Origin of the sequence: Proteinivorax tanatarense (genome assembly GCF_040267685.1) — a bacterium.
GTDB classification, from domain to species: domain Bacteria; phylum Bacillota; class Proteinivoracia; order Proteinivoracales; family Proteinivoracaceae; genus Proteinivorax; species Proteinivorax tanatarense.
Map to the genome: position 1 here is coordinate 733,031 of NZ_CP158367.1, position 14,719 is coordinate 747,749.

Below are 14,719 nucleotides of genomic sequence, written 5' to 3' on the forward strand. Positions count from 1 at the left end.
ATATCTTAAGGAAGTTTTACTTTATTGTATTGAAAAAATTATCGAACTAAATATAACATGGCTTTACTCTTGTAAAAATTTGTACTAATATCTTATAACAAAGGACAAGCTAACTAAAAAAGTAAAAAGGAGCGTGTATTAATGAAAGTTCTAATAATTGGTGGTGTCGCTGGAGGAGCAAGCGCAGCTGCTAGGCTTCGTAGGGTTACAGAAGAAGCTGAAATAATAATGTTTGAACGAGGAGAGCACATATCATTTGCCAATTGTGGACTGCCTTATTATATAGGAGGCACAATAAAGGAGCGGGAAAACCTTTTAGTCCAAACGGTAGAGGGTATGGAGGGAAGGTTTGGAATTGATGTTAGGGTAAAAAGTGAAATCACAAAAATTGACCGTGAAAATAAAAAGGTCCACGTAAAAAACTGGGGCACTAACGAGCAGTATGAGGAAAGCTACGACTATTTAATTCTTTCGCCAGGAGCTAAACCTATTAAATTCCCGATACCAGGTATAGATAGCGAACATATTTTTAGCCTTAGAAGCTTAGAGGATACTGATAACATTACTGACTTTATTGAGACAGAAAAACCTAAAAAAGCAGTGGTAGTAGGTGGAGGATTTATTGGGCTTGAGATGGTTGAAAACCTTATAGATAGGGGACTAGACACAAGCCTTGTTGAGGCATTAGATCAGGTTATGCCCCCTTTAGACTATGAGATGGCCGCTATAGTTCAGAAGCATTTAAAAGATAAAGGAGCAAAGCTATATCTTTCCGACAAGGCAATATCTTTTGAGAACCAAAAGGTTACTTTAGATAGCAAAAAAGAGTTAGATGCAGACCTGGTAATTCTATCAATTGGCGTAGCGCCGGAATCAGACTTAGCTAAAGAGACAGGTCTAGGCTTAGGTCAACGAGGGACTATAAAAGTTAATAAATATCTCCAAACTTCCGATCCATCAATTTATGCCGTAGGCGATGTTATTGAGGTAGAAGATTTAGTTAACAAAGCTCCTACCTTTATACCACTAGCAGGCCCAGCAAATAGACAAGGAAGGATTGCAGCAAACAATGTGGGTGGCCAAAGAGAAGTTTATCATGGTAGTCAAGGCACTAGTATAGCTAAAGTATTTGACTATACAGTAGCAGCAACGGGAAATAGTGAAAAGGTATTAAAAAAGCTGGGGATAAAATACTGCACATCCTACACCAACTCTGCCTCCCATGCTGGGTATTTTCCTGGAGCTATACCCATGACCGTAAAGACCATTTGTGATTTGAAAGGTAAGGTGCTAGGGGCACAAATAGTCGGTCAAAAAGGTGTGGATAAAAGAATAGACGTTTTTGCAACCTCCATAAAAGCGGGAATGAATGTTGAAGATTTAGAACAGCTAGAATTAGCTTACGCTCCACCGTATTCTACTGCTAAAGATCCAGTAAATGTCGCAGGGTTTGTGGCAAACAATACCTTAAAGGGAGACATGGATATAATACATTGGCATGAGATAGACTCAATACTAGGAAGCGAAAGGTATTTAATCGTTGATGTAAGAACAAAAGAAGAGTTTGATAATGGACATATTGAAAACTCTGTTCATATTCCTATAGATGAGTTTAGGGATAACTGGCAGCAAATACCCAAAGATAAAGAAATAATTTTAATTTGCCAAACTGGATTGCGCTCGTATTTAGCAGGTAGGCTTCTTGCGCAAAAGGGTTATAGCGATGTAAAGAATCTAAGTGGTGGATATTATATCTATAATATGGCAACAACAGAGAAAAAAGAATTAAGTTCATAGTCAAACAAAAGTAGCTGGCAAAAAAGCCAGCTACTTTGCTATAATAGTAAAAGACAAGTAAAGTAACTAACTGCTTAACTTTAAACATGCCAATGTACGTCAAGGAGATGATACTATGAACGCTATCGCTTTTATCGATATTAATAGCAAAGAAACTGAAAACCTTCGTTATACTATTGATGGAAAGATGGTTATCGAGCATACCATCGAAAAGCTTATGATGATTAGGGAAATAGAGGCTATTATCTTGCCTTTACATAAATGCAAAGAAAATAAAGCATACAAGAAGTTAGAAGAAAAATATCCCATAAAAGTATTTTTTTCTAAGGAACAAAACCTAGGCAAAAAAATGGTGGCAATAGCTAAAGAATTAAAGCCGCAGCACATTATTAGGGTGATGGGAGATCAGATGTTTTTAGATACAGATGTCTGCTCTGCTATGCTACAAGAAATGACTAACAAAACTTTGGATATAAACTATGCCGACCTAAACTGTGGTTTGGCAGCTCAAATTTTTACATATAACGCATTAAAAAAATGCCAAATTGTTTTGGGAAAGTATCATCGCACAAACAACTATATAAATGAAAACCCTGACCAGCTGAAAATATCCACCTATACTCACCCCCATCACAACCCTTATTTTCGCTTTCTAGTTAGAAGTGACAGAGAAAAAAAGATAGCAGAAATACTTTTAAATACTCCTATTGATTTTGATAACTTAGAAAAATATATAGAAATATTATGTGGCGAAACAGGTTTGTACAACAGAGGTTGGTTTGAAACCTTCAAAAACAAAGAAAGCTTAGATAAAAAAGGCAATCCTTTGCCTTGGTTTACCTACCAAGCTGTAACCTTTTTAGAAGAAAGGGTAAAAAGCAAATGGGATGTTTTTGAGTATGGGTGTGGCTATAGCTCCCTTTGGTGGTCAAAAAGAGTAAGCTCAGTAACTTCATGTGAGCATAACCTCCAGTGGCTTAAAATGGTGCAAACAAAAGCAGGAGAGAACGTTAACCTTATATATGCCGACTTTAACAAAGAAAGAAAGTTTGCAGAAAAAATCTTACAAACAAAGAAGAAATACGATGTAATAGTAATCGACTCCAAAGAAAGAATAAAATGTGCAAAATACGCTTTGAGAAAGCTTAAGCCCAGCGGTGTAATAATCTGGGACGACGCAGAAAGAGATCAAGACAAAGAAGGGCAGCAATTTATAGTACAACAAGGCTTCAAAAGAATAACTTTTACAGGAATGAGCCCAATAGTAAAACACGAAAACGAAACAGCAATATTTTACCGGGAAGGTAATTGCTTAGGGATCTAAACATAGAGTTAGTTCCAGCAAATAAGTATTTTACTAATAATTAAAATGGGGTGATAGAAATTAGAATTAAGAAGGCTATGCTCATGGTGGTAATTTTAACATTTTTGATGTTACTAACTGGTTGTATTCCTGGTGATGGGTCATATACGGAAGAGCAGCCAGCTGGTTTTTTCTGGGGAATATGGCATGGCTGGGTAGCGCCGATTTCTCTTATTATAGGGATATTTAATGAAGGAATTAGGATTTATGAGCCTATAAATACAGGGAGTGCTTATGATTTTGGGTTCTACTTAGCAGTAGTAGGTGGTTTTGGAGGAATATCCTTTGCCCGCAAGAACAAATGATTGTTAAATTGAGTTTTAAGTAAAGTAGCAAGAAAATGGTTCCACTCATTGTTAGATGAGTGGAACCATTTTTAGGTATATTAATATGATATATTTTTATCATGCTCCCTTTTTCTTGCTAAACTGTACCGCATCAAGGTGGGCGTACACACCTTTTTTGTTTAACAATTCACTGTGGGTACCACTTTCTACAATTTGACCATTATCTACAACCAAAATTCTGTCAGCATTTTCAATTGTAGATAATCTATGGGCTATTATAAGAGTTGTTTTATTTTGCATAAGGTTATTAATAGCATTTTGAACTAGTTTTTCTGATTCGTTGTCTAAAGAAGATGTTGCTTCATCTAGTAACAAGATTGGAGCATCCTTGATTATAGCCCTAGCAATTGCAACCCTTTGCTTTTGTCCGCCGGATAAAAATATTCCCCTTTCTCCTACCATTGTGTCATAGCCATTTTCAAGGCTTAAAATAAATTTATGGGCGTTAGCCGCTTTTGCTGCAGCAAATATTTCGTAATCTGTAGCATCTTTTTTGCCATAAGCGATATTTTCTTTGATAGTACCGTTAAAAAGATATGGCTCTTGAGGTACATAAGCAGTAAGACTACGTAACCTGTCAATTGAGTAATCATGTGCCATAGTACTAAAATAGGACATGCTTCCATTCTTTGGTTGGTATAGACCAAGTAATAGCTTAAAAATGGTACTTTTTCCTCCACCACTAGGACCTACAATAGCCACTGTTTCCCCATCTTCTACTTCAAAAGAGATATTATTTAGTACAGTATCTTTGCAGTTGTAAGAAAAGTTAACATTTTCAAATGCTATTGCACTATTGATATCTATGGTAGGCATTTTTTCAAAACAAGTAGGTTCTTCTTCTTTGTCTAGCAGTTCATTTACCCTATCAAGTCCAGCAAAGGACTCTTGAACCTGGTTTAAAAATTCTCCAAGAGTTTTAAAGAACATTCCAACACCGTTTTGTAATTGATTTATAGCAAGAACTTGCCCAAAAGAGACATCACCTCTTAATATAAAAACACTAGCTATTGCAATAAAACCTACAAAGGAAAAAATAGTTAAAAAGTTATTTAAGCCTCGCATAACAGAGTTTAGCTTTACCCTTTTTAAAGCAGATTCATACACAAATTTATTTTTTTGCTTAAACTTTTTTGCCATTTTAGTCTTTAGATTAAACAACTTGATTACCGATGAGCCGGCAACTATATCTGAAAGACCTGTGGTTGTGTCACCTAATTTTTTTTGCACCTGATCACTTTTTTCTTTCATAGGTTTAATGAATAAGCTTGTAATACCAAGGTTAATAAAATTCCAAGCTAAGAGCCCTAGGGCAAATTTCCAATTCAGTATAAACATATAAATAATGCAACCAATTCCTCCTATAAATTTTCCTGTGAGTTGAGTAAAATGTTGGGTTAAAGATTTTTCTAGAACTTGAATATCGTTGGTAACCCTTGAGGTGAAGTCTCCGCTATGGTTATTACTATATTCTTGTTGGGGAAGGTTAAGCATTTTATTAAATGCTTTAGCTCTTAATGAGCTTATAGCTTTTATAGATGAGACTTTAATTAGAGTAAAACCAATTAACACAAGAGCAGTAAGAAGGAGAGTTAGAGCTAAAAGTCCATATATAGCATCTAATACCATACCTGTATCTTGAGCTACTATACCATCAAAAAGTACCAAAAAAATAGTAGCTATAAAAATTTGACTTAAGTCTAGAATAGACATACATAAAAGTCCTAGTAAGTATTTAACTCTATTTCCTTTTAATAGGTTATAAAAGCCTTTAAAACCACTCACTATGCAACACCTCCTTTGTTACTATCAAACTGCTTGTGATAAAGGTTATAGTAAAGACCTTTTTTATCCAAAAGCTCTCTATGGCTACCTTCTTCAACTATGTTGCCATTATCTAAGACCAAAATTCTATCAGCATTTACTATAGTGGAAAGTCTGTGAGCAATTACTATGCTAGTTCTTCCTGACATAACATTATCCAAGGCTTTTTGTACAATTGCTTCTGATTCTGTATCTAATGCAGAGGTAGCTTCATCTAGCAGCAAAAGTTCCGGGTTTTTTAAGATAGCTCTAGCGATTGCTAACCTTTGTTTTTGTCCTCCTGAAAAATTGTTTCCTTTTTCTTCCACAATAGTATCATATCCGTTGGGCTGCTTTTTTATAAAGTCATGGGCATTTGCTATGTTAGTAGCTTTTATTAGCTGTGTTTCCGAATAATTATCGCAAACTATAGTTAGGTTTTCTCTAATAGTAGCAGGGAAAAGATATGTGTCCTGGCTAACTGTTGAGATGTTGGATCTTAGTTTATCTAGGTTCCAGATTTCAATATCCTTTTCAAACATATTAATTTTACCTTTATAGTCTGCATAAAATCCTGTCAGCAGTTTAAAAATGGTAGATTTTCCGCTGCCGCTAGGACCTACCAACGCCAGTGTTTCACCTTTTTTTACTTTAAAGTTTAAGTTTTTTAAAACAGAGCTATCGCCATAACCAAAAGTTAAGTTTTTTACTTCAACTAATGTAGATGCATTTTCAACATCAAAGGATTCCCCGTTTTTTCTTTCGGCTTCTTCATTTAACAAATCATAAATTCTTTTAAGACCTTGCATGGAAGTTTTATAGCTGCCGTAATGACTGGGGATTTGGGCAAGAGGGAAAGTCAAGTTATTCAATAAATTAATAAAAGCTATTAGTTCTCCAGGAGTTAAAGAGCCGGCAACTGTAAGATAACCTCCTAGTCCAAAGGTTACTATAAAGGGTAAAAAGGATATGCCGACAGTAAGACTTTGCAAAACTGCTCTTTTTTTGGCTAGCTTTACACCTCTATCCATCGAAGTATTCACTTGCTTGCTAAACTTTTCCCTTACAATATTCTGTAAGTTAAAGGTTTTAACTATGGATACTCCACCTAAAATATCTTGAGTGGTATTATTCATATTTGATAGTTCATCTTGATGCTCTTTACTAAATCTAGATATAGGCTTTCCTAAATAGGTAGTAGCAATAAATAATAGAGGTATTACGACTATACTTATTAAGGTAAGCTGCCAGTTTAAAAGAAGAAGATAAACAAGAGAGACAATGGCTATTAGCGGTCTTGAGATTAACATGTAGGCATCGTTATTTAAAAACTGCCCCACTAGTTGAAGGTCGTTTGTAAGCTTTGACATGCTATCTCCGGAATTCATTTCATCAAGTTTATATTCTGGAAGCTCTATTAACTTCTGTGTGCCCTCTTTTCGTAGGGTATAGGTTATAGATTCGCTAATTTTACCAGTAGATAAAGTCTGACCGCTTAAACAAAGAGATAAAACTACAGTAGAAAACATTAAAATTCCAAGATAAACATAAAAGGAATCATGGACCTGTAGTATGGCGCTATCACCTAAAACTCTTAAAGATTGCGCCATTATAAGGGTAAATAACACTTCTCCAACTAAACATAAAACTGCCAACAAATAATATGGCCTCAAATTAGGCAACTTTTTCACTAAATCTACCAACATTTTTAAACAACTCCTTACTATTTTTAATAATAAAATTAACATTGCATCGAATCCTAACCAGTTATTTAATATTTAAACTAAAAGCTTAATGTTTTAAAGGTGTTATCTCAATTATAATAAATTATTTAACAATGTCAATAAATTTATTGATATTTTTAAGCAAATTTATTATAAAATTTAAATTTAGCTTTAAAATAACATTTAAGACATAATCTTATAATTATTAAAAATATTAAAGGATTTTAGATTAAGTTGTCGAATTATTAAAATATAGAAAATTGAAAACTAATTGGTTGTAAATTCCAGCATCGTGAAAAAGAATAACCTAAGAGGTAAGTTGAAGTGCAACAAGGCGTTTTAAAGTTTTACATTTGCCTAGTAGGGGGGGATAAGGTGAAATTTAATAACTATGATGGGTTTACATTATTGGAAGTTTTAATTGTAATATCCCTTTTAGGAGTAATATTAGTGCTAACGATACCCAATATAGCTAGTGGTTCCGAACACGCTCACAAAGAACTTTGTAAAAGCTCCATAATTTTATTAGAAGGAGCAATTGCGCAATATGAAACTGTTAAAAATTCTACAATCGATGATAAAGGTGACATAGCTAACTATTTGTATAAAAATAATTTTCTAGAGTATGAACTAGAATGTCCTTTAGGTGGCACATATAAGTTAAGTAAAGGAAAGGTTTCATGTAATCATTAGTAAAAAGATACTCAGAGTCAGTGATGACCCTGAGTATCTTTTGGCTTTTAAACTGACAAACTTAAAAAAGTATAGAGAGAAGCTTTTTTGTTGAAAATAACTTAAAGGGTTTTGTGATTGAAATCAATGATAACTTAAAAAAGGTAACTTATAATGGAGAAAGAAAAGGAGTGGTACAATATGAGTGCTTTTTTAGGACCTATTCATCACTGGTTATTTAATAAAGTTCTAATCTTTGAAGATTTAGAAACTGTTGTGGTGCGGAAGTTGGAAAAAGAGTTTAAAGAAGATATTAGTAAAATTTATGAGGAACAGAAAAAGAAATATGGAGCTCCTTTTGAAAAAGGGGTAAATCTTGAAACTGCTATACAACATGATAATATTCATGGATGGCTGCAGCAAAGAATAGAGATTGCAGAAACTAGGCAAGCAGCTTTTATCGCTAAGGTAATAGATAAATATAAAGAAGAGGCAAAAGCAGTTTTAAAAGAAATTCATCGTGAGCATGGTCGTAAAATGGGAGAGCAAGCCAAAGAAAAAGAAAGTACAGGCACAGCTGAAGAAGTTTATCAAGTGTTAAATGATAATATTTTGGATGGTATGCCCTGTGATCAAGTAAATAATGTTGTTGAAAACCGACAAGATTATCTTAGGTGGGATGTAACAAATTGCTTACATCGAAGATATTGGGAAGCTGTAAAAGCTGATGTACAGTTTTTTTATGTTTTGAGGGGGCTATGGATTGGCTCTTTTGTTAAAGGATTAAATAAAGGTTTTGATTATAAAATGGAACTTAAAGATGGTAAAATAGTGAATGAAATTATAGCTAAATAAAACAAAAACTCCTAAGCTCAGAGTTTTTTTCAGAGCACTGGAGTTTTTATTTTTATAAAAGTATGATGACAGGAAATTTTAAAAAAATCTGATAAAAAACTTTCGACTAACGAAGGAATTTTATACATAATTGTAGAATAGTATTTGTAACAATTAAAGGGAGGAATGATTTTTTATGATTGCAATTACAAACGGAAAGATTTACACAATGGCTAACAAAACTCTAGAAAATGGGACTATACTTATTAAAGAAGGAAAAATTGAAGATGTGGGAGAAAGCATAGATATCCCTCAAAATGCTAAAGTAATTGATGCAAAAGGCCAGGTTATAATGCCGGGGCTTATTGATGCACACTCACACATCGGTATTTTTGAAGAAGCAATGGGTTTTGAAGGTGCTGATGGCAATGAGATGACTCATCCTTCAACTCCGCACCTTAGAGCTATCGACGCAGTAAACCCTATGGATACTGCTTTAAAAGAAGCTTATGAAGGTGGTATAACCACAGTTGTTTCAGGACCTGGAAGTGCTAACGTAATTGGTGGTCAAGGGATGGCCATGAAAACTTACGGTAAAATAATTGATGAAATGGTGATGTTAGAGCCTACAGGTATGAAGTGTGCTTATGGCGAGAATCCAAAAAGAGTGTACAGCAGTCAAAAGAAAGCGCCATCTACAAGGATGGGGACAGCTGCAGTTATGCGTGAAGAGCTAATTAAAGCACAAGAGTACCTTAAAAAGCTTGAAAAAGCTGAAGAAGATTCAGAAAAAGCGCCAGCTAGAGATCTAAAAATGGAAGGCTTGGTAAAAGTGTTACGTAAAGAAATTCCTCTAAGAGCTCATGCCCATAGAGCAGATGATATTGTTACTGCCTTAAGGATTGCTGAGGAGTTTGATGTAGATATTACCATCGAGCACTGTACAGAAGGGCATTTAGTAGCTGATTATCTTGCTGAAAAGAAGGTTGATGTTGTCATTGGACCGACATTATCCTCTAGACCTAAAGTTGAACTGGCAAACCTTACCTTTGAAACAGGAAGAGTGTTATGGGAGGCAGGGGTTAAATTTGCAATTATGACAGATCACCCTGTTATACCTCAACACTACCTACCTATTTGTGCAGCACTAGCCCATAGAGATGGTTTGCCAAAAGAAGAAGCGTTAAAGGCTATAACTATTAATGCAGCAGAAATTATTGGAGTAGGAGAACGGGTAGGCAGTATAGAAAAAGGAAAAGATGCTGATATTATTGTGTTAGATGGCGATCTTTTTGATTACAAAACTAAAGTGCAAAAAACAATTATAAATGGAGAGGTAATTTATGACCGTAAATAATAAAGTATATACTGCTTTAATTAACGGTAAAGTAAATACAGCAGAAACAAAACAACCGGTTGAAGGTGGAGTGCTGATAGAAGGGGATAAAATCATTGCGATAGGAAAATTTGATATTCCTAAAGGTTGTAATGTTGTTGATTTGAATGGGGACAGTGTTTTCCCAGGATTTATTGATCCACACACCCATATCGGTTTGAATGAACAGGCAAAAGGTCCTGTAGGTGTAGATGTAAATGAGGCAACTAACCCTGTTACTGCAGAAGTATTTGCTTTAGATGGTATTTATCCATCAGATAGTGCTTTTAAGGAAGCTTTGGCTGCAGGTATAACAAGTTCTATGGTGGTTCCTGGAAGTGCAAATATTTTTGGTGGAGTGGGAACTGCCATAAAACATTACAGTAAAGATAATCTAGTTTCATCACTTGTAATAAAAAAATATGCTGGTATGAAAGCAGCATTAGGTGAAAACCCCAAGCGAAATTATGGCTCTAAAAAAACATCTCCTTCTACCCGTATGGGAAGTGCAGCTATTATGAGGCAATGGCTGATAAAAGCAAAAGAATATAGCGATAAAAAGAAGCAGGCTGAAAACGATCCAGAAAAAATGCCAACTACAGATTTGAAGTTAGAAAATTTGAGCAAAGTTATTAACAAAGAAATGCCGTTAAAAATTCATGCTCATAGAGCTGATGATATAGCTACAGCTTTAAGAGTTGCCAAAGAATTTTCTTTAAAAATAACATTGGAACATGGGTCAGAAGCTCATCTGATAGTAGACCATGTAAAAAAATATCCTTTTCCAGTAATAGTTGGACCTTCTCTTGGCGTACCAAGCAAAGTAGAAACAAAAAATAAGAGTCTAAAAGGTGTAAAAATATTAAGTGACGCTGGTTTAAATGTAGCGTTAACAACTGACCATCCTGTTTTACCTATATATAGACTTTTACATGCAGCGGCACTAGTAGTTAAAGAAGGGGTAGATGAATTTACTGCTCTTCAGATGATTACTATAAATAGTGCAAAAATATTAGGTTTGGAGTCAAGGATAGGCAGCATAGCGGTAGGTAAAGATGCTGACTTAACTGTATACAATGGACACCCCTTTGATTTTCTTTCTAAATGTAGATACACATTTGTCAACGGTAAAAAAGTTTATGAAGCTTAAAAAAGGCTACCTCAAAATATCCAAATGATATTTGAGGTAGCCTTTTTTGTTGAAGTGCAAAAGTATAGTAATGAGGTATATCCGTTTGCTATGCAATTAACGAAATTTTATAGGCAAGCTCTACTAGAAAGTTAAAACTTAATTAAATGTAAGATCATTAACTCTCATGTTCAGCAATAATTTATTTAGGTCTGTTTTTAGTACTACTGATAATAATTCTAAAGTTTCTTGTGTGGGCGTAACTTTGCCATGTTTTATTTTTCTAATAGCATCTTCACTTATACCTGATAATTCACTGACATTTTTTTGAGTTAAGTTAAGATCATATCGTATGATGCGCACTCTATTTCCGAATTTTACAACATTGTAATACAACCCCCTTACCCCCTCCCTGCCTATTGTTTTGTGAAAATTTTAAATAGTTATCCCTATTAAATTATATTAAATCATTCACAAATGTCAAGGGGGTGTTGTGTTTTCAGTTGGGGCCTTTTTGCAGTCTTTCTTGCAAATTTTAACAACAGCATATCTTATCAACGAAATATTGGCAGCTATAACCTCGATTCGAATCATGTTTACTTTTTAATTTTGGTTCTTTATTATACAAGATAAGAAATTAATTTCTTTCACTCTTAATCTTAAGCAAGGAGTACTGTAAATGAAAAAATATATTCAAAATCATAAATTGTTATTAACGTCCAGTGTGATATTAGTTATTTTTATCTCTATTACTGAAGCTTTTCAAGCTATATTGTTTCAAACAATTGTAGATACTGCAACAAGGAACTACAACTTAGGAATATCAACATTAGCAATGTATACAATCATATTTCTAATAGCGGTCTTTGTTTTTGAGTCTTTATCAAAAATCAGTAATGCTGCCTTAAATACATCAGTAATGAAGGATTATAAGTACTCAATTATAAATAGTTTTTTAAGTGCTGATAACAAATCTAAGCTGACTAGCTCAGAATTAATATCTATTATGAACAACGACGTTAAGGTAATAGAAGATAGTTATCTAAACAACTTAATTAACATAGCGAAAGATTTATTTTTGTTTGTAATATCATTGTTTCTGTTGTTTAGAATAAATATTTATTTGACTCTATCAATACTTGTGTTCGGCTGGGTGCCAATTATAGTACCTCAGTTATTTACTAAAAAAAACCAATTTTTAAAAGGCAAACATCTAGAGAACCTCGAAAAAAGTGTAAATAAAATTAAAGAAATTGCACAAGGATTTGAAGTAATTAAAGGGTTTAACATAGAGAAAAAAATAGCAAGCATTTTTTCAACAATAAACAAGGAGGCCGAACAAGCAAAATTTAAATCTGATGCTTTTAAAGGAGTTTTAGGTGCTATATCTATAGTATCAGGATTTTTAATGTTTTTTGTAAATGTATTAATCGCCACTTACTTCGTAATCCAAGGTGATATAACAATTGGCCAAATGATGGCAGCTATACAGTTAATGAATTATATAGTTAACCCTCTTATTTCGCTGTCTAGGTATTTTACGGAAATTAAATCTGTTAGTAAGGTTATATCAAATATTCAAGATAAAATTTTAAACAACAACTCCATATCAAGCCTTGGTAAAAACGAATTTAGTTTTAATAACAATATTGAAATAAAAGGATTGACATACTCATATGATAACCGAGATGAGGTAATATCTAATATAAATTATGAATTTGAAAAGGGAAAGAAATATGCGATAGTTGGAGAAAGTGGTTGTGGTAAAACTACCTTTTTAAAAATATTAATGAATCAGATAAATGACTATCAAGGAGAAATTAATATTGACGATATAGAGATAAAAGAAATAGACCCCAAATCATATTACAAAAAGGTAACTCTGGTACAACAAAATGTGTTTATGTTTAAGGATACTTTAAAAAATAATATCTGCTTATATAATGAATGTACAGATGAGGAACTTAGTAAAGCAATAAGGCAATCAGGGTTAGCTAAAACTATTAGACTGCATGAAGCAGGGGTTGAAACTTTAGTAGGTGAAGGAAAAGTTGAATTATCCGGTGGAGAACTAAAAAGAGTTGCTATTGCTAGAGCACTGATAAAAGATGCAGATATTATATTGGTAGACGAGGCTACCTCGGCTTTGGATAAAATAACAGCTCATGAGATTGAAAAGACATTGATAAATTTGGATTCAACAATGATAGCTATAACTCATCAAATGGATGAAACAACGTTAAGTAAATATGATGAAATCCTAGCTATGAAAGACGGTAAAATAGTGGAGCGTGGAAATCTTAAAGAATTATTAGATAATAAAGGCCACTTTTATAATATTTATAACAAAAAAATCAATGATTTAAAAGATGAAATCGACTTTGCCCTTGAAAACCCTAATATGGCGCAAGGAGGGTAATTTAGTTATGGGAGATAACATAAATAGCTCTTTTTACGATATTTTAATCGAAAGAAAGTTGACAATAGAATTATTAAAAATAACTCCTTTTTAGTATTATTCTAATTTTTTGTATCCCTAAATACCTAAATATAATAATAGTGCTAAATAAGGTGGTAGTTTGTACTCTCACTTGAGTTACATTTGAATCGTCATTCTGTGCGCTAGAGAAGAATCTTTTCTAAGCTTGTTTACATATAGCTTTAAGTTCATAGATTTAAAATCTTTAATTCATGATGGAATTAAGAAAATGCCATCTTAAATCTTTTTGTTTTTAAAAAAATAAAAGGGCTGTTTCATCAGGGTAAAACCTGTGCGAGACGGACCTTTTATTTTTTTGCTTATAACTAATGACAAAGACTTTAATTAGCATTATACTTAATAATTGAAATCTTATTTAACAGAGGAGTGTTTAATGTAAATGAAGGGATATTTAAAAGGGGTAGATATAAAATATAAAGATAATGAAATAAACTATGGATTAAATATAGATGATGATTTTTTCTCTATTAATAATAGTATTGGAGATGAAATGAACTTAGTCTATTGTGGTGATAAGAAATGTATATATTGTGGAAGAGAAATAAAAGGTAAGACCTTTAATAATGGTTATTGTTATCCCTGCTTTAGGGATTTACCGCAAAATGATATTTGCATGGTAAGGCCTGAGAGATGTCACTATAGTAAGGGAAGTTGTCGTGATGAAAAATTTGCTGAGAATTATTGTCTTGAAAAGCACTTTATTTACTTAGCATATACCAGCGAAATCAAGGTGGGTATAACACACCATGGTAATATTCCCAGCAGGTGGCTAAATCAAGGTGCTACTAAAGGATGTGTTATAGCAGAGGTGCCTCAAAGAAAAGTTGCTGGAGATGTAGAAAATTTCTTAATGGATTATTTTGCTGACAAAACTAATTGGAGAGGGATGCTTAAAAACAACGAAGTCAAATCCTTAGATCAAGCAATTGAAAAGGCGCAAAGGTTAATTACAGATAAATTTCATGACGTAAATTTAGTTAAAGATGATAAGAGTATAAGGTATCCTTGGGTTTATCCACCGAAAGTGAAATCCATAAACCTTGATAAAATAAACTGTTTTACTTCAAGGCTATTAGGAGCTAAGGGTCAGTACTTAATTTTTGAAGATGGAGTACTTAATTTAAAAAAGTATAGAGGCTATAACATAGAAATAAACTTTAGTAGAAAAATATAAA

General features: G+C 33.4%; 12 protein-coding genes. 9 read left to right on the top strand and 3 right to left on the bottom strand.

Annotation, left to right across the window (positions count from 1 at the left end; all coding sequences use genetic code 11):
* The first annotated feature begins 141 nt into the window (after positions 1 to 141).
* From PRVXT_RS03630 to PRVXT_RS03640, 3 genes are all read left to right on the top strand, one after another.
* The gene (locus tag PRVXT_RS03630; protein ID WP_350344326.1) at positions 142 to 1,797 is read left to right on the top strand and encodes an FAD-dependent oxidoreductase; all 1,656 of its coding nucleotides are present in this window, start codon (positions 142 to 144) and stop codon (positions 1,795 to 1,797) included.
* 115 nt (positions 1,798 to 1,912) lie between these two features.
* Entirely contained in the window at positions 1,913 to 3,121 is a 1,209-nt protein-coding gene (locus PRVXT_RS03635) for a class I SAM-dependent methyltransferase (RefSeq protein WP_350344327.1), read from the top strand.
* A gap of 83 nt (positions 3,122 to 3,204) precedes the next feature.
* A complete protein-coding gene (locus tag PRVXT_RS03640; RefSeq protein WP_350344328.1) occupies positions 3,205 to 3,465 on the top strand; it encodes a hypothetical protein in 261 nt (86 codons plus the stop codon).
* A gap of 99 nt (positions 3,466 to 3,564) precedes the next feature.
* Here the strand turns inward: PRVXT_RS03640 and PRVXT_RS03645 are convergent, their stop codons facing one another.
* The gene (locus PRVXT_RS03645) at positions 3,565 to 5,292 is read right to left on the bottom strand and encodes an ABC transporter ATP-binding protein (protein WP_350344329.1); all 1,728 of its coding nucleotides are present in this window, start codon (positions 5,290 to 5,292) and stop codon (positions 3,565 to 3,567) included.
* On the bottom strand, positions 5,292 to 7,016 hold the full coding sequence (locus PRVXT_RS03650) for an ABC transporter ATP-binding protein (RefSeq protein ID WP_350344330.1): 1,725 nt from the start codon (positions 7,014 to 7,016) through the stop codon (positions 5,292 to 5,294). The genes PRVXT_RS03645 and PRVXT_RS03650 overlap by 1 nt, the downstream gene beginning before the upstream one ends.
* Positions 7,017 to 7,409: 393 nt before the next feature.
* Here PRVXT_RS03650 and PRVXT_RS03655 point away from each other — a divergent pair, with 393 nt between their 5' ends.
* The 4 genes from PRVXT_RS03655 to PRVXT_RS03670 all read left to right on the top strand — a co-directional run bounded on the left by PRVXT_RS03655 (position 7,410) and on the right by PRVXT_RS03670 (position 11,065).
* Positions 7,410 to 7,727, top strand: a complete 318-nt coding sequence (locus tag PRVXT_RS03655; RefSeq protein ID WP_350344331.1) for a competence type IV pilus major pilin ComGC — start codon at positions 7,410 to 7,412, stop codon at positions 7,725 to 7,727.
* Between the two features lie 180 nt (positions 7,728 to 7,907).
* Positions 7,908 to 8,561, top strand: coding sequence for a hypothetical protein (locus tag PRVXT_RS03660; RefSeq protein ID WP_350344332.1), 654 nt, complete (start codon positions 7,908 to 7,910; stop codon positions 8,559 to 8,561).
* A 175-nt stretch (positions 8,562 to 8,736) separates the two neighbouring features.
* On the top strand, positions 8,737 to 9,897 hold the full coding sequence (locus PRVXT_RS03665; protein WP_350344333.1) for an amidohydrolase: 1,161 nt from the start codon (positions 8,737 to 8,739) through the stop codon (positions 9,895 to 9,897).
* Positions 9,884 to 11,065, top strand: coding sequence for an amidohydrolase (locus tag PRVXT_RS03670; protein WP_350344334.1), 1,182 nt, complete (start codon positions 9,884 to 9,886; stop codon positions 11,063 to 11,065). The genes PRVXT_RS03665 and PRVXT_RS03670 overlap by 14 nt, the downstream gene beginning before the upstream one ends.
* A 138-nt stretch (positions 11,066 to 11,203) precedes the next feature.
* Here the strand turns inward: PRVXT_RS03670 and PRVXT_RS03675 are convergent, their stop codons facing one another.
* On the bottom strand, positions 11,204 to 11,407 hold the full coding sequence (locus PRVXT_RS03675; RefSeq protein ID WP_350344335.1) for a helix-turn-helix domain-containing protein: 204 nt from the start codon (positions 11,405 to 11,407) through the stop codon (positions 11,204 to 11,206).
* A gap of 316 nt (positions 11,408 to 11,723) precedes the next feature.
* On the opposite strand from PRVXT_RS03675, the gene PRVXT_RS03680 reads away from it, so the two are divergent.
* Together PRVXT_RS03680 and PRVXT_RS03685 are read left to right on the top strand one after the other, a co-directional pair.
* Entirely contained in the window at positions 11,724 to 13,463 is a 1,740-nt protein-coding gene (locus PRVXT_RS03680; protein ID WP_350344336.1) for an ABC transporter ATP-binding protein, read from the top strand.
* 460 nt (positions 13,464 to 13,923) lie between these two features.
* Complete coding sequence (locus tag PRVXT_RS03685) at positions 13,924 to 14,718, top strand: DUF2797 domain-containing protein (protein WP_350344337.1); 795 nt, start codon at positions 13,924 to 13,926, stop codon at positions 14,716 to 14,718.
* The last annotated feature ends 1 nt before the right edge of the window (position 14,719 follow it).

What these genes read in the sequence shown, in the direction of transcription:
- PRVXT_RS03680 (WP_350344336.1), top strand. Translation starts at nt 11,724, where the DNA reads ATGAAAAAATATATTCAAAATCATAAATTGTTATTAACGTCCAGTGTG.
- PRVXT_RS03650 (WP_350344330.1), bottom strand. Translation starts at nt 7,016, where the DNA reads ATGTTGGTAGATTTAGTGAAAAAGTTGCCTAATTTGAGGCCATATTAT.
- PRVXT_RS03660 (WP_350344332.1), top strand. Translation starts at nt 7,908, where the DNA reads ATGAGTGCTTTTTTAGGACCTATTCATCACTGGTTATTTAATAAAGTT.
- PRVXT_RS03670 (WP_350344334.1), top strand. Translation starts at nt 9,884, where the DNA reads ATGACCGTAAATAATAAAGTATATACTGCTTTAATTAACGGTAAAGTA.
- PRVXT_RS03640 (WP_350344328.1), top strand. Translation starts at nt 3,205, where the DNA reads ATGGTGGTAATTTTAACATTTTTGATGTTACTAACTGGTTGTATTCCT.
- PRVXT_RS03665 (WP_350344333.1), top strand. Translation starts at nt 8,737, where the DNA reads ATGATTGCAATTACAAACGGAAAGATTTACACAATGGCTAACAAAACT.
- PRVXT_RS03630 (WP_350344326.1), top strand. Translation starts at nt 142, where the DNA reads ATGAAAGTTCTAATAATTGGTGGTGTCGCTGGAGGAGCAAGCGCAGCT.
- PRVXT_RS03635 (WP_350344327.1), top strand. Translation starts at nt 1,913, where the DNA reads ATGAACGCTATCGCTTTTATCGATATTAATAGCAAAGAAACTGAAAAC.
- PRVXT_RS03685 (WP_350344337.1), top strand. Translation starts at nt 13,924, where the DNA reads ATGAAGGGATATTTAAAAGGGGTAGATATAAAATATAAAGATAATGAA.